This window comes from Helicobacter enhydrae, assembly GCF_001693335.1.
GTDB classification, from domain to species: Bacteria; Campylobacterota; Campylobacteria; order Campylobacterales; family Helicobacteraceae; genus Helicobacter_G; species Helicobacter_G enhydrae.
Map to the genome: position 1 here is coordinate 797120 of NZ_CP016503.1, position 22029 is coordinate 819148.

23 protein-coding genes are annotated in these 22029 nt (G+C 42.0%); 11 read left to right on the forward strand and 12 right to left on the reverse strand.

Translation table 11 applies throughout. The annotated features are described in order from the left end of the window. The first annotated feature begins 55 nt into the window (after positions 1-55). Genes tatB through BBW65_RS03680 form a run of 6 tightly spaced genes read left to right on the forward strand, consistent with a single transcriptional unit; the run spans position 56 to position 3338 of the window. Entirely contained in the window at positions 56-457 is a 402-nt protein-coding gene (gene tatB, locus BBW65_RS03655) for a Sec-independent protein translocase protein TatB (RefSeq protein ID WP_066339861.1), read from the forward strand. Next, a complete protein-coding gene (gene tatC / locus BBW65_RS03660; RefSeq protein WP_066339863.1) occupies positions 450-1178 on the forward strand; it encodes a twin-arginine translocase subunit TatC in 729 nt (242 codons plus the stop codon). The genes tatB and tatC overlap by 8 nt, the downstream gene beginning before the upstream one ends. Next, positions 1175-2224, forward strand: a complete 1050-nt coding sequence (gene queA, locus BBW65_RS03665; RefSeq protein ID WP_066339865.1) for a tRNA preQ1(34) S-adenosylmethionine ribosyltransferase-isomerase QueA — start codon at positions 1175-1177, stop codon at positions 2222-2224. Before tatC ends, queA begins: the two co-directional genes overlap by 4 nt. Further along, entirely contained in the window at positions 2221-2757 is a 537-nt protein-coding gene (gene rsmG / locus BBW65_RS03670; RefSeq protein WP_066339869.1) for a 16S rRNA (guanine(527)-N(7))-methyltransferase RsmG, read from the forward strand. Before queA ends, rsmG begins: the two co-directional genes overlap by 4 nt. Next, positions 2751-2957: a PP0621 family protein gene (locus tag BBW65_RS03675; RefSeq protein WP_066339873.1), complete on the forward strand. Its 207-nt coding sequence runs from the start codon at positions 2751-2753 to the stop codon at positions 2955-2957. The genes rsmG and BBW65_RS03675 overlap by 7 nt, the downstream gene beginning before the upstream one ends. Continuing rightward, entirely contained in the window at positions 2958-3338 is a 381-nt protein-coding gene (locus tag BBW65_RS03680) for a hypothetical protein (protein WP_066339875.1), read from the forward strand. Here BBW65_RS03680 and BBW65_RS03685 read toward each other — a convergent pair. The 8 genes from BBW65_RS03685 to ppk1 form a co-directional block, all read right to left on the reverse strand. Then, positions 3328-3981 (reverse strand): YggS family pyridoxal phosphate-dependent enzyme, encoded by a 654-nt coding sequence (locus BBW65_RS03685; protein ID WP_066339877.1) that lies wholly within the window; start codon positions 3979-3981, stop codon positions 3328-3330. The two genes, BBW65_RS03680 and BBW65_RS03685, sit on opposite strands and share 11 nt — an antisense overlap. Before the next feature lie 2 nt (positions 3982-3983). Further along, a complete protein-coding gene (gene rseP / locus BBW65_RS03690) occupies positions 3984-5030 on the reverse strand; it encodes an RIP metalloprotease RseP (RefSeq protein ID WP_066339881.1) in 1047 nt (348 codons plus the stop codon). A gap of 2 nt (positions 5031-5032) precedes the next feature. Next, positions 5033-5560: a CDP-diacylglycerol--glycerol-3-phosphate 3-phosphatidyltransferase gene (pgsA, locus tag BBW65_RS03695; protein WP_066339884.1), complete on the reverse strand. Its 528-nt coding sequence runs from the start codon at positions 5558-5560 to the stop codon at positions 5033-5035. 12 nt (positions 5561-5572) lie between these two features. After that, a complete protein-coding gene (locus BBW65_RS03700) occupies positions 5573-6343 on the reverse strand; it encodes an enoyl-ACP reductase (RefSeq protein WP_066339888.1) in 771 nt (256 codons plus the stop codon). After that, the gene (dapA, locus tag BBW65_RS03705; protein ID WP_066339890.1) at positions 6340-7218 is read right to left on the reverse strand and encodes a 4-hydroxy-tetrahydrodipicolinate synthase; all 879 of its coding nucleotides are present in this window, start codon (positions 7216-7218) and stop codon (positions 6340-6342) included. The genes BBW65_RS03700 and dapA overlap by 4 nt, the downstream gene beginning before the upstream one ends. A gap of 1 nt (position 7219) precedes the next feature. Beyond that, a complete protein-coding gene (locus BBW65_RS03710; protein WP_066341798.1) occupies positions 7220-8470 on the reverse strand; it encodes a M16 family metallopeptidase in 1251 nt (416 codons plus the stop codon). 167 nt (positions 8471-8637) lie between these two features. Continuing rightward, positions 8638-9684 (reverse strand): dihydroorotate dehydrogenase (quinone), encoded by a 1047-nt coding sequence (gene pyrD, locus BBW65_RS03715; RefSeq protein ID WP_066339892.1) that lies wholly within the window; start codon positions 9682-9684, stop codon positions 8638-8640. A 58-nt stretch (positions 9685-9742) separates the two neighbouring features. Then, entirely contained in the window at positions 9743-11746 is a 2004-nt protein-coding gene (ppk1, locus tag BBW65_RS03720; protein WP_066339909.1) for a polyphosphate kinase 1, read from the reverse strand. Positions 11747-11899: 153 nt separating this feature from the next. On the opposite strand from ppk1, the gene BBW65_RS03725 reads away from it, so the two are divergent. From BBW65_RS03725 to rsfS, 4 genes are all read left to right on the forward strand, one after another. Continuing rightward, entirely contained in the window at positions 11900-12508 is a 609-nt protein-coding gene (locus BBW65_RS03725) for a hypothetical protein (RefSeq protein ID WP_066339911.1), read from the forward strand. A gap of 49 nt (positions 12509-12557) precedes the next feature. After that, positions 12558-14372 (forward strand): menaquinone biosynthesis decarboxylase, encoded by a 1815-nt coding sequence (locus BBW65_RS03730; protein ID WP_066339914.1) that lies wholly within the window; start codon positions 12558-12560, stop codon positions 14370-14372. Between the two features lie 73 nt (positions 14373-14445). Further along, on the forward strand, positions 14446-15375 hold the full coding sequence (locus BBW65_RS03735) for a ribose-phosphate pyrophosphokinase (RefSeq protein WP_066339917.1): 930 nt from the start codon (positions 14446-14448) through the stop codon (positions 15373-15375). A gap of 49 nt (positions 15376-15424) precedes the next feature. Further along, the gene (gene rsfS, locus BBW65_RS03740; protein ID WP_066339920.1) at positions 15425-15772 is read left to right on the forward strand and encodes a ribosome silencing factor; all 348 of its coding nucleotides are present in this window, start codon (positions 15425-15427) and stop codon (positions 15770-15772) included. A 17-nt stretch (positions 15773-15789) separates the two neighbouring features. Here the strand turns inward: rsfS and BBW65_RS03745 are convergent, their stop codons facing one another. Genes BBW65_RS03745 through BBW65_RS03760 form a run of 4 tightly spaced genes read right to left on the reverse strand, consistent with a single transcriptional unit; the run spans position 15790 to position 19262 of the window. Next, positions 15790-16530, reverse strand: a complete 741-nt coding sequence (locus tag BBW65_RS03745; protein ID WP_066339922.1) for a tetratricopeptide repeat protein — start codon at positions 16528-16530, stop codon at positions 15790-15792. 55 nt (positions 16531-16585) lie between these two features. Continuing rightward, a complete protein-coding gene (mnmH, locus tag BBW65_RS03750; RefSeq protein ID WP_066339924.1) occupies positions 16586-17551 on the reverse strand; it encodes a tRNA 2-selenouridine(34) synthase MnmH in 966 nt (321 codons plus the stop codon). Beyond that, entirely contained in the window at positions 17551-18117 is a 567-nt protein-coding gene (locus BBW65_RS03755) for a hypothetical protein (RefSeq protein ID WP_233702010.1), read from the reverse strand. Before BBW65_RS03755 ends, mnmH begins: the two co-directional genes overlap by 1 nt. Then, positions 18114-19262: an exo-alpha-sialidase gene (locus tag BBW65_RS03760; protein ID WP_083986042.1), complete on the reverse strand. Its 1149-nt coding sequence runs from the start codon at positions 19260-19262 to the stop codon at positions 18114-18116. The genes BBW65_RS03755 and BBW65_RS03760 overlap by 4 nt, the downstream gene beginning before the upstream one ends. Positions 19263-19407: 145 nt before the next feature. On the opposite strand from BBW65_RS03760, the gene BBW65_RS03765 reads away from it, so the two are divergent. After that, a complete protein-coding gene (locus BBW65_RS03765) occupies positions 19408-22029 on the forward strand; it encodes a valine--tRNA ligase (RefSeq protein WP_066339928.1) in 2622 nt (873 codons plus the stop codon).

Below are 22029 nucleotides of genomic sequence, written 5' to 3' on the forward strand. Positions count from 1 at the left end.
TTCTTGATGTGATTAGTGTAAAATTTGAAGTATTTTTATTCAAGGCTTTTTACTAATGTTTGGAATGGGATTTTTTGAGATTTTTGTGGTGGTTGTGATTGCGATTATTTTTTTGGGACCAGAGAAACTTCCCGGTGCGATGATTGATTTGGCGAAATTTTTTAGAGCAGTCAAAAAAACAATGGATGATGCAAAATCTAGTATTGATCAAGAGCTAAATATCGCCGAACTCAAAAAAGAAGCCTTGCAATACAAAGAATCCATCGCCAAAAACCTCGATGAGATCAACGCCGATACAAGATTTGACACCTTTGACTCACCTCTAGATGTGTCTCAAGATACCAAGCCCCCTCTCCCAAAAGAGCCAAACACACCAAGCTCACAAAGCAACCAAACACATACCACTCCACATCAGCCTGAAGAAATTGGCTACAAAAAGGATCCTACAAATGTTTGAAAATCTCAAACCCCATATTCAAGATTTACGCAAACGCTTAGTCATCTCATCGCTGACTTTGATTGTCGTTTTTGTCTTGTGTTTTTCATTTTGGGAATATCTTTTTGCACTGATCAAAGTGCCTCTAGATCAAGCGTTTGCCTCAAGTGTCAAAGGCAAACTTGTGCAACTCTCTCCTGCTGAGGGAGTATTTACAGCGATGAAAGTCAGTTTTTTTGCCTCTCTTGTGATCTCAATGCCTGTGATTTTTTGGCAGATGTGGCTTTTTGTCGCCCCCGGATTATACAAGCACGAAAAAATGGTCGTTTTGCCATTTGTGTTTTTTGCAAGTATTATGTTTGCCATTGGTGCGAGTTTCGCCTATTTTGTCGTGTTTCCTTTTGTGATTAAATATATTTTGATGTTTGGAAATACGCAATTTGATTCTAATATCAGCGTGGAGAGTTATGTGACTTTTTTTACGCGACTTATTCTTGGTTTTGGTATCGCCTTTGAGCTCCCTGTATTGAGCTATTTTTTGGCAAAAGTCGGGCTCATCACAGATCAAACCCTGATCGGATTTTTCAAATACGCTATTGTGATTATTTTCATCATCTCTGCGGTGATCACCCCTCCTGATGTCCTCTCACAATTCTTTATGGCGATCCCACTGATGGGGCTTTATGGGCTATCTATCTTGATTGCCAAATGCGTCAATCCCGCTTCCAAAGAAGAAGAATGATAGATTTGCAACTCTCAAGCTATGATTATCATCTACCACCAAACCTCATCGCCACTTTCCCTGCAATGCCAAGAGAAAGTGCGAAACTCCTTGTCTATGACAGACAAAAAGACACGATCACTCATAGCGATTTTTTCCATTTCTATGATTTTGTGCCAAGCGATACGCTCTTTGTCCTCAATGACACCAAAGTCATCAAAGCCAGAATGTATGGCAACAAAATCCACGCCGATCACACGCTCGGAGGGCAAGTAGAAGTTTTTTATCATCGTCACATTGCCCATCATCAATTCTTGGTTCAAATCAAAGGCAGAGTCAAAGTGGGGCAAACCATTTCTTTGTCTCCAAACCTCACATTGCAAGTGCAAGAATTGCTAGAAGATGGGTTTAGAATCGTAAGCTTTGAGCTAGATTCCCGCCCCATCTCTCCATCTGAGCTTCTTTGTGAAATAGAGAAAATCGGTCACATTCCTTTGCCACCCTACATCAAACGCCAAGATCGCCCACTAGACGCACAAGAGTATCAAAGTGTCTTTGCCAAAAACTTAGGCTCTGTGGCAGCACCCACAGCTTCATTGCATTTCAGTCAAATCGATCAGATTCTCCAACATTTCAAACACTGCTTTGTGACTCTTAATGTAGGAGCAGGAACATTTTTGAGTGTGCAAACTCCAGACATCCGAGATCATCAGATCCACACAGAAAGCTTCGCACTTAGCAATGAAAGCTATCGCAACATCACTCAAGCCTCCCATATTTTATGTATCGGCACCACGACTGCAAGAGTCGTAGAATATCTCCACCGCAACCCCCCCACGCACACCACGCAATCCCACATCTATGGAGAGTGCGATTTGTTTCTGCATCCACACAATCCCCCACAAAAAATCAATGCCTTGCTGACAAATTTCCATCTCCCCAAATCCACGCTGATTATGCTTGTAAGCTCACTTGTGGGACGCAAAAAATGTCTAGAAATCTATCAAGAAGCCATTCAAGCCCAATACAGATTCTATTCCTATGGCGATGGAATGCTGATCCTATGACTACAAAACTCCAACGATACAGCCAACTTCTGCTCCAATGGAATCAAGTCCATAATCTCACAGGGGCAAAAACCCCAGAAGAAGTGCGAGAAAACATCACAGACTGCCTCTATCCTCTAGAATTTATTGATGATTTCAAGACCGCATTAGACATTGGATCAGGTTGTGGTTTCCCTGCAATCCCTCTTGCAATCGCCAAACCCCAAAGCGTGTTTTATCTCACAGAGCCACGCCTCAAAAGGGCAAGTTTTCTCAAAATGCTCTGCATTGAGCTCAAGCTCTCCAATGTCCATATCTTTCATTCCACCCTCCAAAATGCTAAAATACCCCAACAAGTTGATCTCATCACCTCAAGAGCCGTTACTTCAACGCCACTTTTGATTGCGATGAGTGCGAAGCATCTTGAATCAAAAGGTGCGTTTTTGTTTTATAAAGGCAGTCAGCTCAAGCTTGAGGGTGAAGAAATCGCACCAAATGAGCTATTTGCTTCCAACACCCAGCGAATCTATTTCTATCGGAGGATACAATGCTAAAAACACTTATATTTTTGGGATTGCTCTTTGGTGTTGTGTGGTTTTGGTTTTTGAGGAAACCGCCACGCCCCACAACCCCCAATCAAGATGATGAAACAATGGTTGAATGCCACAAATGTCAGACTTTTATCTCTCAAAAAGAAGCGATTTTGTCCAACGGGCACTACTACTGCTCCAAAAATTGTTTGCTTGGAAACTAAATGCTCATCATCGGACATCAAGCAATCCCTTATCCTAAGTTTGTCAAAATCCACTCGATCCAAGACATCAATCACACTTTGGCAAATGAAATCGTATGGTTTTCTAGCACAGAAGATGAGGATTTCCACATCTCCACCTTTTGCCACACAAACCAAGTGTGTTATGCCTTCTATGCTTCAACACCAAGCGATCTTGTCATCTATGCCAATCTTGGAGCAAAATACATCATCACGCATTCTCTTTTTGAGCTTCAAGAAATTGCTAGAGATTATCTTTTGGATACTCAAATCCTCTTTGTCATCGATGATATGCAAGAGATTGCAGAAATGATTGCCAAACGCGTAGATGGCGTGATCCTAGCAAGTGTGCTTAAGGAGTGATCGCACTTCCGATACGCAAGAGGTTTGCACCATTGGCAATCGCGAGTTCATAATCCCCGCTCATCCCCATAGAGAGGATTGAAGCACTAGGCAAAGAATCAAAAATCTTTTGGGTGCATTCAAAACTTTTGGCAATCACGCTTTGATCTTGTGTATGTGCACCGATAGTCATCACCCCTTCCAAAATCAAATTGGGGCAATTCTCTTTGATCGCAAGATAGACTTCTTTTGCCTCTTGAGGATGCACCCCTGCTTTGCTCTCCTCTTGAGAGGAATTGATTTGCAGCAACACTCTTTGAGAGATCCCACTTCTTTGAAGTCTTTTTTGAAAAGCCTCTGCAAGTTTCAAGCTCTCGATAGAATGGATCAAACTTGGCTTCAAATCAATCAATGCGTTGATTTTGTTTTCTTGGATTCTGCCGATGAAGTGCCATTCCAAAGGATATGCCTCAAGCAATTGGTGTTTGGTTTTCAAATCCTGCACTTTGTTTTCTCCAAACGCGCGTTGCCCTTGAGAATAAAGCTCGATGATTTGTGAGGTTTCCCAATACTTGCTCACTGCGACAAGATTGATGATTTGGTGTGCATCGTATGCTAGACGCGCCTTCTCAATTTTGGCAATCACACTTTGCAAACCACTCATACTTATTCCTGTAACAAGCGATTGAAATCATTATATAGCCCCAAACTCATCAAAGCAAACAAAATCGCCCATCCCCCCAAAGTCAGATACAAAAAAACCTTTTCACTCGGAGGCTTCTTGCTCACAAGCTCATAAAGATTAAACACAATATGCCCACCATCCAATGCAGGGATTGGCAATAGATTCAAAACTCCCAAATTGATAGAAATCAATGCAAGCAAAGCCAAAAAACTCACAATGCCACTTGCACTCGCTTTGTCCATCACTTGCACAATCGACACCACACCCCCCACCTCACTTGTAGGCACCACACCCACAATCAGCTTTTTGATCCCCTCAAAAATCAACAAGCTATTATTCCAAGTCAAAACCAAACCATTATAAATCGCTTCTCCCACCCCATAATGTGCATAACCGATCTGATTTGAAGCTTTGATCCCTATGACATTCACCTCTTGCTCTTCGCCAAAGATATTACGCCTTTGCATTTGTGTAGGTATCACTTCAAAATCTAGCATTTTCCCATCTCTTTGCACCTGTATATGCAACGCTTTGGAAGCCAAAACACTCTCCACAAGATCATTCCAAGAACGCAAAGAATGCCCATTGATCGCTACGATCTTATCCCCACTCAAGATTCCTGCTTGCTCTGCAGGGAAACCCTGCTCCACCTCACCCACAATGGGCAAAAGCACCTGCCTCTCCCCATACCCCAATCCACAATAAATCAAAAATGCAAGCAAGATATTAAACAAAGGACCAGCAAGCAAGATACAAATCCTCTGCAAAGGAGTTTTGCTCGTGTAGCTATCTACATCTTGAGATTGCTCCAAAGGATTAGAATCATTTTGCCCCTTCATTTTCACATATCCACCTAGAGGGATGAGAGAGAGGGCGTATTCTGTATCTCCAATCGTTTTGCTCACTAGCTTTTTGCCAAAGCCAATGCTAAAAACCTCAACTTTTACCCCAAAAAAACGCGCAACGAGGAAATGTCCCAATTCGTGAAAAAAAATCAAAAATGACAACGCCAATAGTGCTGAAATCATCTCTAAAACTCTTTAAAATATTGACGCACATAGCTATAGCCAGAAACGATTGTTAGGACAACAGAAAGCCACAAAAAGAAATCATTCCACATTCCGGGCAAAATATTTGCGATCAAACACCCAATCGCCCAATATTGAGATACGGATTTGACTTTGCCCATCATATTAGCTGCAAGGCTGATTTTGGTATTTGCCATCACGGTGCGTAACCCTGTGATCAAAAACTCACGGCTAAAAATCAGAAAAACCGCCCAAGGATTCGCTAGATTGACCACAAGCAATGCGATAAAAGCCCCCAAAACTAGCATTTTGTCTGCCAATGGATCAAACACCTCTCCAAACCTTGATTGCAAACCATAACGCCTCGCAATAAAGCCATCAAAAAAATCTGTAACACTTGCAACAAAAAACACACTACAAGCCATAAAACGCGTAATGCCGCTTGATAAATCCATATACAAAATAATTGCCATCACCAAAAAAGCTAGGCAAATGCGAAAAATCGTCAAAGCATTAGGTATATTTCTCATTGCCACCCCATATTATTGAAATGTCGTGCCACCATCGATAATGATTGTCTGTCCTGTAAGCCACCCACTTTGTGAATCATCGCAGAGAAAATAACAAGCCCCTGCCAAATCCTGTGGCTGTCCCATACGACCAAGAGGAGATTGCTCCTCAACTTTGGCTTTGACTTCATCATAATCAGGGAATGCTTTGAGTGCGTCTGTGTCAATCGGTCCCCCACTCACTGCATTTACGCGAATCCCAAACTCGCCAAGCTCTGTAGCAGCATATTTCACCATAGTTTCCACTGCATTTTTGGAATTCCCATGTCCAGCATAGTTTGGCATATATACAAGATTACCTGTAGAACTCAATGATACTATCGCTCCACCACCTACTTCTTTCATCCTTTTGGCAGCTTCTTGAGCACCCACAACAAACGCAAGGACTGTGGCAGTATAGATATTATTCAATCCTCTAGGCTTAAGACGCATAAACGGAGCAAATCCCCCCACAACGCTACGCCCATAAATAATCGCATTGCTTACAAAAAAATCTACACGATCAAAATCTTTGTCAATCTCTTGAAACAATTCTGTATATTGCTCTGGCTCCAACACATTGAGGGGATAATATTTGGCTTTGATACCAAATTGCGATTGAAGATCTTGAGCGATTTTCTGTGCCTCCTCCTCATTTTTGTTGTATGTAAAAGCAACATTCACACCCTCTTGAGCAAAACGATACAAAATCGCTTTGCCTATCCCTCTTGTTGCTCCACTAATGACTAAAGTTTTTCCTTTCATTGTAACACCTCATATTTTTCTAGAATTTTCTCCAACTTACAGAGATTTTCTTTGGTTAATTTTACCAAAGGTAAGCGAAATTCCAAATCCTCTATCAATCCCGCCAAAAACATTGCCGTTTTCACCGGAACAGGATTGGTTTCACAAAACATTGCTTGATTGAGCGGATACAATGTGCTATTGATTTCTCGACTCTTTTGATACTCGCCACGCATCGCACAATGTGTAAGATCTGCAATCTTATCAGGCAACAAATTGCCTGTCACAGAAATCACGGCACTCCCCCCACTTGCCAAAATCGGATAATTGATGGCATCCTCCCCACTTGCGATCACACTTTTTGGGGCTTCTCTATGGATACCTACGACACGCTCAAGGCTTCCTGTCGCCTCTTTGATACCAAAAATATTTTCTATCTCCAAAAGTCGCAAGGCTGTTTCTATCTGGATATTGACCCCCGTGCGTCCGGGAACATTATAAAGCATCAATGGGATTTCCACACTTTGAGCCACTGCTTTGTAATGCTCAAACAAGCCTTCTTGCGTAGGCTTGTTGTAATAAGGCGTGACACACAAAATCCCATCGGCTCCGATTTTTTGTGCAAATTGAGCAAGTTCTATGGATTCTTGTGTGGAGTTGCTCCCTGCCCCTGCCAAAACTTTCATCTGAGTGCCTTTGCATGCATTCACTGCCACTTCAATACACTCCATATGCTCTTGATGTGACAATGTGGCGGATTCTCCAGTTGTGCCAACAGGCACACAAGCATCCATTCCATGGCGGACTTGTCTTTGGATCAATCTCTCATAAGTAGCATAATCCACTTTTCCATTTTTAAAAGGTGTTATCAATGCACTCATTGCTCCTGAGATCATATTATTTCCTCAAAATCGCACTTGTTTGATTGTGTAAGACAAAATATTTGTTTGCCACATCAATAATTTTTGCCATATCGATCTCTTGTAGTTTTTGCTCATAATTGAGCAATGGCTCCAAATCCCCTTTTGCCAAATATTCCCCAAACATTGAAGCCACGCTGGAGGCATCTTCCAAACTGCGGATAAAATCTGCACGCATATTGATTTTGGCTTTTTGGAGATCTTTTTGGGAGATCTTGCCATCTTTGAGTTGTTGCAATAAGTTTTGGACCTCATCTCTCAAAACCTCTGCTTTGACATCTGAATTTCCTGCAATAATGCTTAAAAACACCCCGCCATCACGCAATTGCATAGGATAGACATAAGCCTCTGATGCGACTTGCTTTTTATCCACAAGCTCTGCGTGCAAAAGAGAGCTTTTGCCACCACTCAAAAGATAGCTAATCACCTCAAGAGCCACCTGATCTTCGTGCTTGAAGTTTGGGATTTTGTAACCCAAGGCATAATATTGGATTTGGGAATCTTTGCTGATCTCGATATGCTTTGCCCCGTCCTGCTTGGGCTCAATCGTATAAACCTCTGGGATCTCTGCGTGATTTGGAATAGAAGCAAAATATTTCTGTGCCCCATCAAAGACTTCTTGTGGCTCAATATCTCCTGCTACCACAATAATGGCGTTTTGGGGTTGATAATAGGTTTTGTGGAATTCTTTGATGTCTTCAATTTTCCAATTTTTAATATCATCCATAAACCCAATGGGTGTCCAATGATAAGGGTGGTAAATATAAGCTGTATTGAAAAATCTAAAATACAAATAACCAATCGGAGAGTTATCTGTCCTCCAACGACGCTCCTCTGCCACGACATCTCGCTCAGGCTGGAACTCTGCGTCATTGAGGTTGAGATTTTGCATCAATTCTGCAAAAAGCTCCAAAGATTTATCCAAATTTCTAGCACTTGACTTGACAAAATAACGCGTATAATCAAAGCTTGTTGAGGCATTTGTCAAGCCTCCAAACTTCTTGACAATCTCATCAAACTCACCTGCTTTGAGATTTTCTGTGGATTTGAAATTGAGATGCTCAAGCATGTGAGCAATCCCGCTCTTCCCCATCACCTCATTGCGACTTCCGACTTTATAAAACACATTGGTTTCAATCACAGAACTGCCATTTTTGATAGGAATCACATAGACTTCCAAACCATTCTCTAATTTTTTGGAAAAATATTTGGGTAACACTGATGTCATTTGCAAAGGTTGCTCCTCTTGTGGTGTGATTGTTTGATGTTGATTCTGTGGTTTTTCTTGCGTAGTTTGGGGCTGCTGCAACTGACCCCCTGCCTGAGAAAAATCCGTGATAAACCCCTCTGCATACAAACTACATACAAAAACACTCGCTACAAATAATTTTTTCATCATAAATCCACTCCGACTGCTTCAGAAATATTGGAAAATCCATCTTTTTTTAATCGACGCAAGATCTCTTGATTGATCCTAGCACACACGCTAGGACCCTCAAAAATCAATGCAGAATAAACTTCAACCAAAGACGCCCCCATCTTGATCCTATCATAAGCCTCTTCACCATCAAAAATCCCACCTGAAGCAATCAAAGTGGTTTTGCCAAAAAACGCTTTTGCTAGTTCATAAAACACTTCGCGACTTTTGTTACGCAATGCTTTGCCACTCACGCCACCGCTTTCTTTGGGAGCTTTGAGCAAAGAATAGTCTTTGGTTGTGTTTGTTGCGACGATTCCACTCGCTCCACTTTTGATTGCTTGCTCAACGACTTTGAGAGAGTGAGTGATTTCATTGTCTGGGCAGATTTTGAGCAAAAGCGGTTTGTTTGTTTTTGCACACGCCATTGCAAACAATTCAGCCACAAAATCCTCATTTTGCAAATCACGCAGATTTGGAGTATTGGGCGAAGAGAGATTGAAAATGAAAAAATCCCCCACCTCTTGAAGCTTGTCCAAATTTTGCTCAAAATTGCTCAAGGCATCTTGAGCGTCTTTGTTTTTCCCTAGATTGACCCCAAGTGGCAACACAAAAGGACGGAGTGCTTTGAGGCGTTGCATCATCACTTCTGCACCATCATTATTGAATCCCATAGAGTTTTGCAAACTTTCTTCATCAGCAAAGCGAAAAATCCGTGGCTTTGGATTGCCCTCTTGTGCTTGAAGAGTCACGCTCCCCACTTCTGCAAACCCAAACCCCAAAGTAGAAAGCCCTTTGAGCATTGTGGCATTTTTGTCAAATCCTGCAGAAAGCCCCACAGGATTGGCAAATCGCAAACCCAACACCTCGCTACGCAAACTCTCATCAAAAAAACAACATTGACTTGCGACACAATCGCTAATCAACGGCAATGGCACGACATTTTTGAGCAAAAACTCGGCGATACGATGATCAAATTCGGGATCAAATCGGAATATGAAATTTTTCAAGAAACCATACATCACTCACTCCACGATTTTATTTTGCAATGCTACCATTTTTTGACATTGCCTAAGAAACAACTTATTTTCCCTGCATAGAACGCATTAGCTTTTCAAGCTCTTTTTGCGAACTATAATCTCCCCCAAGAATCTTGCTATACTCCCCATCCTCTCCAAGCTCATACGCCCCCACATTGTCTCGGCTCTGCATTTCCAAAAACTCCAAAAGCCGTTGATGAAACTCTGCATCCTCAATAGGCACAAGCAACTCCACACGCCTTTGGAGATTCCTTGTCATCATATCTGCACTAGAGAAAAAAACTCCGCTATGTTTGAAATAATAAATCCTTGCGTGTTCCAAAAACCTACCTATGATTGAAATCACGCGGATGTTTTCACTCACCCCCCTAAGCTTCGGACGCAAAGCACAAATCCCCCTCACAATCAAAGTGATTTTCACCCCACTACAAGAAGCTGCACAAAGAGCGTTGATGATGTCTTCATCGACTAGGGCATTCATTTTCAAAATCATCTCCCCTTTTTCCCCTTGCCTTTGTTCCTCTGCGATCAATCTCAACATCTCTTGTTTGATTTGCAAAGGTGCCATAAAGATTGTTTTGAGCCTAGTTTCATTAGCCAACCCTGCACACAAGGAATGAAAAAACTTCACCCCATCTTCCACTAGCTCCATTCTTGAGCTAAGCAAACTCACATCAGTATAGACTTTGGCACTCTTGATATTGTAATTGCCTGTACTAATATGGATATACCCACGCACCATATTTGCATCGCGTTTCAACACTAGAGCGATTTTGGAATGCACTTTTAGCCCTGTCGCCCCATACAGCACATGTGCCCCTGCCTCCTCCAAAGCCTTGACCCATTCCAAATTGTTTTCTTCATCAAACCTTGCTTTAAGCTCCACAAGCACATTGACTTGCTTATGCTCTGCTGCCCGTATCAATGCCTCAACAATCGGAGAATCTTTGCCTACGCGATAGAGTGTCATTTTGATAGAGAGAACATCAGGATCGCAACTTGCTTGTTCGATCAACTGCACCACAGGATCAAAACTCTCATAAGGGTGGAATAGCATCACATCTCTTTGATCCAACACCTCAAAAATATCGCAATCTTGCAAACTTTTGGGGAGAACGGGCTGGAAATGAGGAGAACGCAAATGCGGATATTGCACTTCTGTCACAATCTCCCACAATGCACCAAGATTCAAAGGCAAGTCATATTGGAAAATATCTTGATCTTGCAAGGGGATGTGGGTTTTCAAAAAATCGAGCAAAGCTTCATCTGTATATCTGCCCACTTGAAGCCTCACGATCTCACCATTTTTTCTTGCCTTGAGGCTCTCATTGAGCAACTCGATAAAATCATCTGCCTCTTCTTCTTGAATCTCTAGATCTGCATTACGCGTGATTCTAAAAGGACACCAGCTTTTGACATCATAGCCCTCAAAAATACTTCTAGAAAACTCTCCAACGATACTCTCACACAAGACAAACTGCCCCGCTCCCACCTCAACAAATCGCGGGAAAAATCTTGGGATTCTGATGAGGGCGAATTTGGACACTTGGGGATCTGTGATGTTTTGAAAACGCAACACAATCCCAAAGCTCAAATTGTTGAGATGTGGAAATGGATGGACAAAATCCACCACCAAAGGCACAATCACAGGATATAGGTTTGCATAAAAATATTCTTCTGCCCTTTTTTTCTGTTCTGCTCCAAGTTCTTGAAAAGAAAGGATATGCAACCCCTCATCTTTCAGAGCATCACGGATTTGAAAATAGCTTTTTTCCAAAGTCTTTTTCTGCTCTCTTAGCACTTGCTCGATTTTGAGCAATTGCTCTTTGGGGGTCATCAAATCAATCCCTATCTTACCAAACCCCTGATTGTAGAGCTTTTTGAGTCCTGCTACGCGAATCATATAGAACTCATCTAAGTTGATTCCATAGATTGCGATAAATTTCAAACGCTCAAGCAAAGGCTCGTTTGGGTTTTCACTCTCGTTTAAAACACGCTGATTGAATTTGAGCCAAGACAATTCTCGATTAAAAAATATTTCTTTCATTTAACAATGCCCTTTGTAAGACTACTTCATTTCCAAATGTTGCAAGGTGTATCAAACTCTCTAATCCAAGGATTATAGCAAACAAAAAAATGTGATAACATTTAAGAGTTATTCTTGATTTAAGAATCAATTTCAATCTATCGGAGTATAACGATGAAAAAACAATGGTTAGTAGCTCTCTTGATGAGTGGCTTTTTGGCAAGTGTGGCAAGTGCCATCAATCTCGGATTCTTTGTGATCTCTCCGGAGTTGGGAGGAAGTGTGGGATACAAAAAGGGTGATTTGATTGTAACTCAAAACGGACACAAGGCGTCGATTGCCGATAAAGATCATTTAGCCTATGGTGGCTACGCTCGTTTGTGGCTAGGGATCGGAGGCTTGATGATCGCCCCACAGGTGACTTATGAAGAACTACAGAATCGCTTCAATGATATAGAAGCAATCGACTATAAGGTAAAATTTGGCAACTTGCAATATGGTGGGGTGATTGGCTATCAAATCCCACTTATCAATCTCACTCCCTACATTGGAGCAAGTTATTCTCATTTCACACGCGGTTATGGTGGGGATTCAAGCCTCAAGGACACTTGGGCTGTGAATTTTGGTGCGAAGCTTGATGTGCCTTTGATCCCATTTCTCACCCTTGGCATCAATGGGAGTTGGCAAAAAACAGGCATTCACTTCCCTGGAGGCAATGATAACGGACACTCTCTTGATTTAGAACTTCTCACAACAAGCCTGACACTAGGTCTAGCGTTTTAAGCTCGGGGAGGCTCCTCCCCACCCCCACACACCAACCCCAAGGTCGATTATGCAAAACTTCATCCATTTGGCACAAAAACACAATCTTCTCGAAATCATTGATACCCCTCTTGATGTTGAGCTTGAAATCCCTCATCTCTCTTATATCGAAGTCAAGAAGCACAATCCCAAAGCTCTGCTTTTCACCCACCCTATTAGGAATCAACAAAAGCTCGACTATCCCGTGCTAACTAATATTTTTGGCTCTTTTGAACTTCTCTCTTTGATTCTCCAGAAAAATCCTCAAGACATCGCCCAACAAATCCAAAACCTGCTCAAGCTCAATCCCCCCAAAACCCTAATGCAAAAGCTCACAAAAGCACGGGAATTGTTTGCACTAAGACACGCCATCCCCAAAATCTACAAAGGCAAAGCAATGTGTCAAGAATCTAGGGAAACTTCGCTGTTCAACCTCCCTGTGCTTAAGACTTGGGAGCTTGATGGTGGGGCTTTTATCACGATGGGGCAAGTCTATACCCAAAGCCTCAATGGAGAGTTGAAAAATCTAGGCTTATATCGTTTGCAAGTCTATGATGATAAACATCTAGGTCTGCATTGGCAAATCCACAAAGATTCCAATCATTTTTTCCACGATTACAAAAAAGCCAACCAAAAAATGCCTGTGAGTATCGCATTGGGAGGTGATCCACTCTATACTTGGTGTGGTCAAGCCCCTATGCCTTATGGAGCCTTTGAACTTGCATTGTATGGATTGATCAGAGAAAAACATCCCCAACTTGTGCAATGCCTCACCAATCCACTTGCGGTGCCCTATGATGCAGATTTTGTGATTGAGGGTTGGGTTGATGTGAATGCACTTCAAGATGAAGGACCCTTTGGCGATCATACCGGCTATTACACGCCGATAGAACCTTATCCTGTGCTTGAAGTGAGTGCCATCACACGCAAAAATGCTCCCATATTTCCTGCCACGGTGGTGGGCAAACCCCCATTAGAAGACAAATATATGGGCTATCTCACAGAACGCGTATTTTTGCCCTTGCTTCAGACCACCACACACGGATTGGTGGATTATCATATGCCTGAAAATGGAGTGTTCCACAATCTCATTTTGGCTCAAATACGACCAGAATACCCCGCACATTCCAAGCAACTTATGCACGCTTTTTGGGGAATAGGACAGATGAGTTTTGTCAAACACGCAATCTTCCTCCCACACTCCTCCCCACCACTCACACACTACACAGCAATCACAGAATACATCCTCAATCGCTTCAACACTGATCATCTATTGATCACAGAGGGAGTGTGCGATGCCCTTGATCACTCCTCGCCTCATTATGCACAAGGGGGGAAACTAGGGCTTGAGGTTTTGGAAACAGAATACAAACGCACAGATTTGCAAATCCTTGATGATATGCAGTTGGAGCAAAAAATCTCCTCCCTCCTCCCTCAAACTCAACAAATCCACCAATATTTCACCCACACACACACGCCAATCTGTGTCATTGCTGTAGAGAAAAATCATCAACGCATTATGCTCCAATCACTCTATCCGATCTCTAATCATCTAGGCATTGTAGTCGCCGTTGATGCAGAGAAAAACGATATTTGCAATCCCTATATGCTTGTGTGGAGGGTGGCAAACAACATTGATGCCAAACGCGATGTATTGATTCATCAAGGAGTGCTATACATCGATGCGACAGACAAAGAAGAGTGCGATGGGCATTTGCGAGAGTGGCCCCAAGACACCAACTGCTCTCCCAAAGTGATTGAAAAATTACGCAAAATGGGGTTGCTAGAAGTTGATGAAGCGTTTTTGAAGAAGTTTGATATTTTGGGGCAACAAAATTTGGGCTGATTTTGGAAGATTTTAGTTTGTTTTAGGTTAGATTGTTTTATGCTTTCAGTTATTTTAATACAAGGATTTAATGATGCGAGATTTTAAGGTTTTTACTGGGACTGCCTACAAAGATTTTAGTCAAGAGGTTGCGAAGTTTTTGGATATTCCTTTGGCAAATGCAATGATTGGCAAATTTAGTGATGGAGAAATCAGCGTGCAAATCACAGAATCTGTGCGAGGCAAAGATATTTTCATCATTCAGCCCACTTGTGCTCCAACAAATGATAATCTAATGGAGCTTTTGGTGATGACTGATGCGTTTAGACGCAGTTCAGCACGCACAATCAATGCTATCATTCCTTATTTTGGCTATGCAAGACAAGATCGCAAAGCTGCTCCAAGAGTGCCAATCACTGCCAAACTTGTAGCCAATCTCCTAGAAACAGCAGGTGTCAATCGTATCGTAACAATGGATTTGCACGCAGGGCAGATTCAAGGATTTTTTGATATTCCTGTGGATAACCTCTATGGCTCCATCGTATTTCGCGACTATATCAAACAAAAAAACCTCCCCGCACCTGTCATCGCTTCACCAGACATTGGAGGAGTTGCCAGAGCGAGATATTTTGCCGATCAACTAGGGCTTGATCTTGTGATTGTGGATAAAAAGCGAGAACGGGCTAATATCAGCGAGGTGATGAACATCATCGGAGAAGTGGAAGGAAAAGATGTGATTTTGGTTGATGATATGATTGACACTGCTGGGACGATGTGCAAGGCAGGAGATGTGCTCAAAAAACGCGGTGCAAAAAGCGTAATGGCACTTGGAACACATGCGGTGCTAAGCGGAGGAGCGATCAAGAGAATCAATGAGAGTGCTTTGGATGAAGTGGTTCTCACAGACACAATCCCACTTCCTGCACAATCTTCAAAAATCAAGATTCTTAGCGTCACTCCATTGTTTGCAGAAGTGATTCGCAGAATCAACAATGATGAGAGCGTGAATTCCCTCTTTAGCTAGGGGATTTGGCATCACTAGATACAATGACATATTTAAGAAAAGGGTTGCAATGACTGATTTACAAACGCGTGTTCAAAGGATTACACAGATTTTGGATGACAAAAAGGCTGAAAATATTGAAGTGATTAGCTTGGAGGGCAAAGAATACATTACAGATGTAGTTGTGATTGCAACTGCACTTGTGGGCAAACATTCCTTTGCGTTGCTTGACACACTCAAAACCCAACTCAAGCCACTTGGTGAAACATTTTATGGGACAGAGGAAGAAAGTGAGGATTGGATTATTGCTGATTTGGGGGAGATTATGATCCACATTTTCACAGAAGAACATCGCAAGAAGTTCAATCTTGAAGAGTTTTTGAACTCTCTTATCCATTCCACCCCAAACACACATTAAGCAAAGAGGGGCGATCTCTATCTGATTACCTCATACAGCTCACACCCCTCTTCATCGCCAAGATCACAAGCCATGCCAAAGGATTCTTTGGCTTTTTCTAGATTCCGTCCGATACGCCTCTCTTTGATGTGCATATCACCCAAGTTTGTGCAACCAAGTGCGATACCGCCATCACAAGCTTTTGTAAAAAGCTCCAACGCCCTATCTTCATTTGGCTCAATCCATTGATCGCTATGATAGATCATTCCCAACGCATTACAACTCTCATAATCCCCCAAATCACAAGCCCTTTGATAAAACTTGACAACTTTGGAGAAATCCTGCGGCACACTCTCGCCATTAAAATACATCAAACCCAGATTGAAGCACCCCAACGCAGAATCAGCCTGACAGGCTTTTTGGTAGAAATCAAATGCTTTTTTGGGATCTTGTTTGAAATACTCCCCTGCCTCCTGCATCAAGCCCAAACGATTGCAACCATCCCCCTCGCCATCTTTACAAGCTTTTTGATAAAACTTCACAGCTTGTTTGAACAAATCAAGATGATAGTAAATATTCCCAAGCTTATAACACTGATCCCTGAAGCATTTGGATGGGGCACCAAAGCTTCTAGGAAACTTATCTAGCAATGTTTGGCACTCTGCACGATCAGATCCCATATTGCACTTCTGATAAGTCCTCTTCCACTCATTTTCACTCATCGCCCAAAGCCCACAAGAAACACCAAGCAACAAACACACAATCTGCAATACTCTCATAAACACTCCTAACCAGTCATTCAAATGGCTAAACATAATTTATGAAGTTTTACTCCTAGAACGCCAACTCTTTGTAAATACTCGCAATTTGCATATTTGCTTTTTGCAAATCATCGCCAAAAACCTCAAACTCGCATTGTTGCTGACGATACACGCAATCATAATATTTCTCTAGCAAAATCCAAGCCACCCTCTCAAGATCCCCACGATCATAAGCTTCTAGCACTTCAACAAAATATTTTTTGTGGATATAGGGTCTGATTTTGTGCATACTGCTTGTGAATTGTTCTGGCGTGATGGTGTGATACATTTTGACAATCCTCTCTACACGCTTTGGCATCGAAGTGCTCACTAGTATTTTTCTACCCCTATGCACAGCCTCAAAAAAAGGAGAGGGCAAAACAATCTTGCCTAATTTTTTGGATTCTCCTTCTACCAATACCAATCCCTCTTTTCTAGCAAGCTCCTCAAAAAGTGAGTTTTCAAACATCGCACCGCTAGGTTGAGATAGGAAGCCATTGGATTGATCTCCAAAACTTGATCCATAATGTTTGCTCAAGCCCTCAATGTCAATGCTCCAAGAATCATTGAGTGCGATCAAGTCGCTTTTGCCACAACCTGTCATTCCATACAATGTCAAAAATGTTTGGCGTGGCGGAGTTTGCAAAGCCTTGACAACTTTGGTGCGATAGCTTTTATACCCCCCATCCAAACGCTCACAATCAAACCCTATCTCTTTTAGAATATGCCAAAAACTCCGACTCCTTTGCCCTCCCCTCGCACAATACAAAACAATCTTGTTTTTTGGATGAAAAATCAAATCCTCTTGCAAATATCGTGCGATGTTTTGGCACACATACACACTGCCTTGTTTTTTGGCACTCAACGCATCTTGATGATACAGACTCCCAATCTCTGCATACTGCCAATCATTCAAAACAGGATAATTCAACGCCGTAGGAATGTGTGAGGCATTGTATTCCTTTGGGCTACGCACATCAAGTAGAAAAGATTGACGCATCAAAATCGTTGGTGTGCTTTTTTCCTTGCCCCATCAAGGAAAATCCCAAATATCGCATAGCCCCATACCAAAACATCAATCATCGAAACAAAGATGTTTTCTCCGATTCCAAGACAAAAAAAGAAAAAACATATCAAATACACAATGCCCAAAAACTTATCCACCACAAATGCAAAAAGCATAATGATCGAGGCAATCACAATCTGATACTCAAAATTCAACGCAGTCAAATCAAACCCAAATAGTAGATTCAAAGAGCCAAGATACAAAACAAACCCAAAAATCACAATAAAGATTTTGGATGTTGGTGGTAGAAGCACCTCTTTGGGTGCATAAAAAGTAACTATCAACGAGCTAACCGCCAAAACTCCCAAAAACACGCTAGGTGTCGCCAAAAAGCTCACGATCCACTCCACAATGCTCAAATGATAAATGATTGGGAGATTGACCAATACCCCAACCAAAGCAAGAAGCACCATACGCATCTCTCTACCAATCTTTTGGAGGCTAGTTGCGACAATGGCAAGGATCAAAAATGTATAAACCACAGCAGAAAAAATCATCATTTACCCCTTTGCATCAGCCATTTTTTGTTGAATCTAATATGACTGATATGCGTGCGATTGTTGGTATAGACAATATCTACAAAATCCCCATTGACAATCGTTGTGGGATAAGAAACCTCTACACTTTGATCACCACTCCTCACCCCTTGTGCGACATCAAGAATCTCAAGCTGCTGCCACTCGTTCAAAGACTTCAGATCTTGGAGTTTTGATAGAATCAATGTCCCTCTAGATTCGCTTGGGACACCCTCACGCGTATTGTGGATGAGCAAAATCTCTCCATCAAAATTGACAACATTTGCAGTATTCCCTTCATTAAGCACATTACTATCAAGCAATTCTCCCCACAACATTCCGCCATTGCTACATTTCTGCACCTTCATAGGTCCGCTCTCATAATTGCGAAAAACTGCGAGACATTCTTTTTGGTTGATCGCTGTGATTGAGGGTTGCAACAATCCATTTTCAGGATTTATCCTCCGCACTTCAAGCATATTGCCCGATGGATCAAAGTGTGCAATCAAAGCATATTTTTTGGCAAGTTCGTGGTAGATAGGCAAATAAAACCCCCCATCTTGCAAACCAACAGGTTGAGTACGCACTAAAAAGCTTAGATTCATCAAAGCACCCAATTGCAACTCTTGCTTATAGCTGAAGCTTTGAGCATTGTCTTGTGAAATATAGTGATAGATTTTGCTAGTCGCCCATCCACCAAGACTCACAGCTGTCACAAACAAGTGGATTGTGCCATTTTGGCTTTTATACAATACGGGATTGCCTAGCTTTTTGATATATTGATGCGAATCCAAACTCAATCGATTGCGATTCAAATAGCTCTTTGGCTCGCTCCACGCATTGTTTTGGGGATCATACACGCTTCCATAAATCTCAACATCACTTTTGCCCTCACCAGTCCCTGCAAACCACATTGCCAGCAAACGATTGTTATCCAAAGACGCAATTGTCGCAGAATGTGCCGAAGGAGCGTGGCTAATTGAAGCAAGATTGTTTTTGAGGAAAATAGGAATCTCTGTTGCTTGAGTCATAGTGGGTAGAGAAAAACTAGGTGGCACATTTTCTTGTTTGCCCAAAAAACTCCAAGCAATAAACACTAGCAAAATACCGCAAAAAAATATTTTATCCATTCGATACACTTCCGCAAAAACTTGATTATTGTATTCTTAATCACCGATTTTAGCACATTTGAATTTTTAAAATGGCATAATATCAACTCAAACTAATCAAATAAATCAGCAAATTTTAATATTTGTATCGAGGACACAGACACCGATGAAAACTTATTCCGCAAAACAGATCGAACAAGAAATCTATCAGCACACAAAACAACAAGGCTATTTTGAAATTGATGGCAATCACAAAATCGCCCAAAAAGACAAGCATTTTGCCATTATGATGCCTCCCCCAAATGTGACAGGTGTCCTACATATCGGACACGCTCTGACTTTCACCCTGCAAGACATCATTACGCGATACAAGCGTATGGATGGATATATCACCCTCTATCAGCCGGGTATGGACCACGCAGGGATCGCCACACAAAATGTCGTAGAAAAACAACTCCTCAAGCAAGGAATCAAAAAAGAAGAAATGTCGCGTGAGAATTTTGTCAAAAAAGTTTGGGAATGGAAAGAAGAGAGTGGAGGGATGATTCTATCCCAAATGGAGCATTTGGGCATTAGCCCTGCTTGGAGTAGATTGCGTTTCACTCTAGATGAGGGCTTGAGAAATGCTGTCAAAACTGCATTTAAGCAATGGTATGATGAGGGCTATATCTATCAAGGCAACTATATGATCAACTGGTGCACCCACGATGGCGCACTCTCTGATATTGAAGTGGAATACGAAAAAAATCAAACCTCCCTCTATCACCTCAAATACCCTATCGAAAATAGCGACCAATACCTAGTCGTCGCCACCACACGCCCTGAAACTTTTTTTGGGGATACGGCTGTGATGATTAACCCCAATGATTCTAGATACACACATCTTATCGGACAAAATGTCATCCTCCCTATCATCAATCGCAAAATCCCCATCATCGCTGATGAAAAAGTAGATATGGAGTTTGGGACAGGATGTGTCAAAGTCACCCCCGCACACGATATGAACGACTATGAAGTGGGCAAAAAACACGGACTAGAATCTCTGACTATTTTTGACAAAAACGGATTTCTAAACCACCATGCTCTAGAATTTGAGGGGCTTGAACGCCTTGAGGCGCGTGAGCCAATCGTGCAAAAACTGCAAGATTTGGGCTTTGTAGAAAAAATCGAGCCCTACACCAATCAAGTGGGCAAATGCTATCGTTGTGGGAACATTGTCGAGCCATACATCTCCAAACAATGGTTCATCTCCCCCAAAATCGCAGAAACTGCGATTAAGGCTGTCAATGATGGAGGTTGCCAGTTTTTCCCCTCTCAATGGAAAAACAACTACAATGCTTGGATGAGGGAGTTACGCCCTTGGTGTATTTCAAGGCAGTTGTGGTGGGGACATCAGATCCCTGTATTTTATTGTGAATGTGGAGAGCAGTTTGTCAGCACAGAGGATAATCCCTGCTCTTGCCCCAAATGTGGCGGCTCTCACATCACCCAAGATCCCGATGTGCTAGACACTTGGTTTAGCTCTGCTCTATGGGCTTTTAGCACTTTGGGGTGGGGCAATGGGACTTGGGGAGAGGGCATTGTGTGGAACAAAGAGGATTTGCAAAACTTCTACCCCAACTCCTTGCTCATCACAGGATTTGATATTTTGTTTTTTTGGGTGGCAAGAATGCTTTTGGCAGGGCAATCCACGCTCCAAAACCTGCCATTCCAAGACATCTATCTACACGCCCTTGTGTGCGATGAATACGGGCGTAAAATGAGCAAAAGTCTAGGCAATGTGGTAAATCCCCTTGAGATGATTGAAACTTATGGTGCTGATTCTGTGAGATTTACACTTGCCAAACTCTGCATACAAGGTAGAAACATCAGGCTCGATCCCAAAGCTCTAGACTTGGCGAAAAATTTTGCCAACAAAATTTTCAATGCGGGGAATTTTTTGCTTTTGTATTTGCAACAGCAGGAGGGAGAGGACGCCTGTTTCAAAGAGCTTGAAACTTTCAAAACTCCATTAGGACGCTATCTTGCTTCATCATTTTCACAAACCACACAAAAACTCAGAGAGGCACTTGATACCTACCGATTCAATGATTCTACACAAATCATCGAGCAGTTTTTGTGGGATGAATTCTGTGATTGGGGGATTGAGTTTGCCAAAGTGCAAAAAGAAAGCATTACAGAGCTTGGAAGTATCTTTTTGAGTGCATTGAAGCTTTTGCATCCATTTATGCCGTTTTTGAGCGATTATCTCTACCACAAACTACGCAAAACATCGCTCACTCAAGATGATTCCATTATGATCACTCCCTTTCCAAAACCACAAACTCTAGATACACAAATCCAAGAAGAGTTTGCTATCATCAAAGACATCATCACCTCTACGCGTCGCCTCAAACTCCAACTTGGCAACATTGAAATCAAAGAGGTGTTTGTCAAAGCCAAAGTCACTCACCCAGACTGGCTGTTTGCTTTTTTGCAGAAGCTGACCAAAATCTCGCGATGTCAGATTGTCGATACCAAACCTCAAGGCAGTATCGGAGACATTGGGAGATTGTGCGAATGCTATGTTGTGCTCAATGAAGCCAATCTCCAACAAATCCTTGGGCGTTTGGAAAACCAAAAAGGCAAGCTCGAAGCTGAAGTGGCAAAGCTCACTGCTTTGCTTCAAAACCAAAAGTTTGTAGCAAATGCCCCCGAATCTGTGCTTCTTAGCAATCAAGAAGGGCTAAAAATCGCACAAGAAAAATTGCAAAAAGTGCAAGAAGAATTACAAAATCTAAGGAGCTAA

Bases quoted from the DNA above. Each gene is read 5' to 3' on its own strand.
- tatB (WP_066339861.1), top strand. From the start codon at position 56: ATGTTTGGAATGGGATTTTTTGAGATTTTTGTGGTGGTTGTGATTGCG.
- tatC (WP_066339863.1), top strand. From the start codon at position 450: ATGTTTGAAAATCTCAAACCCCATATTCAAGATTTACGCAAACGCTTA.
- queA (WP_066339865.1), top strand. From the start codon at position 1,175: ATGATAGATTTGCAACTCTCAAGCTATGATTATCATCTACCACCAAAC.
- rsmG (WP_066339869.1), top strand. From the start codon at position 2,221: ATGACTACAAAACTCCAACGATACAGCCAACTTCTGCTCCAATGGAAT.
- BBW65_RS03675 (WP_066339873.1), top strand. From the start codon at position 2,751: ATGCTAAAAACACTTATATTTTTGGGATTGCTCTTTGGTGTTGTGTGG.
- BBW65_RS03680 (WP_066339875.1), top strand. From the start codon at position 2,958: ATGCTCATCATCGGACATCAAGCAATCCCTTATCCTAAGTTTGTCAAA.
- BBW65_RS03685 (WP_066339877.1), bottom strand. From the start codon at position 3,981: ATGAGTGGTTTGCAAAGTGTGATTGCCAAAATTGAGAAGGCGCGTCTA.
- rseP (WP_066339881.1), bottom strand. From the start codon at position 5,030: ATGATTTCAGCACTATTGGCGTTGTCATTTTTGATTTTTTTTCACGAA.
- pgsA (WP_066339884.1), bottom strand. From the start codon at position 5,560: ATGAGAAATATACCTAATGCTTTGACGATTTTTCGCATTTGCCTAGCT.
- BBW65_RS03700 (WP_066339888.1), bottom strand. From the start codon at position 6,343: ATGAAAGGAAAAACTTTAGTCATTAGTGGAGCAACAAGAGGGATAGGC.
- dapA (WP_066339890.1), bottom strand. From the start codon at position 7,218: ATGATCTCAGGAGCAATGAGTGCATTGATAACACCTTTTAAAAATGGA.
- BBW65_RS03710 (WP_066341798.1), bottom strand. From the start codon at position 8,470: ATGACATCAGTGTTACCCAAATATTTTTCCAAAAAATTAGAGAATGGT.
- ppk1 (WP_066339909.1), bottom strand. From the start codon at position 11,746: ATGAAAGAAATATTTTTTAATCGAGAATTGTCTTGGCTCAAATTCAAT.
- BBW65_RS03725 (WP_066339911.1), top strand. From the start codon at position 11,900: ATGAAAAAACAATGGTTAGTAGCTCTCTTGATGAGTGGCTTTTTGGCA.
- BBW65_RS03730 (WP_066339914.1), top strand. From the start codon at position 12,558: ATGCAAAACTTCATCCATTTGGCACAAAAACACAATCTTCTCGAAATC.
- BBW65_RS03735 (WP_066339917.1), top strand. From the start codon at position 14,446: ATGCGAGATTTTAAGGTTTTTACTGGGACTGCCTACAAAGATTTTAGT.
- rsfS (WP_066339920.1), top strand. From the start codon at position 15,425: ATGACTGATTTACAAACGCGTGTTCAAAGGATTACACAGATTTTGGAT.
- BBW65_RS03745 (WP_066339922.1), bottom strand. From the start codon at position 16,530: ATGAGAGTATTGCAGATTGTGTGTTTGTTGCTTGGTGTTTCTTGTGGG.
- mnmH (WP_066339924.1), bottom strand. From the start codon at position 17,551: ATGCGTCAATCTTTTCTACTTGATGTGCGTAGCCCAAAGGAATACAAT.
- BBW65_RS03755 (WP_233702010.1), bottom strand. From the start codon at position 18,117: ATGATGATTTTTTCTGCTGTGGTTTATACATTTTTGATCCTTGCCATT.
- BBW65_RS03760 (WP_083986042.1), bottom strand. From the start codon at position 19,262: ATGGATAAAATATTTTTTTGCGGTATTTTGCTAGTGTTTATTGCTTGG.
- BBW65_RS03765 (WP_066339928.1), top strand. From the start codon at position 19,408: ATGAAAACTTATTCCGCAAAACAGATCGAACAAGAAATCTATCAGCAC.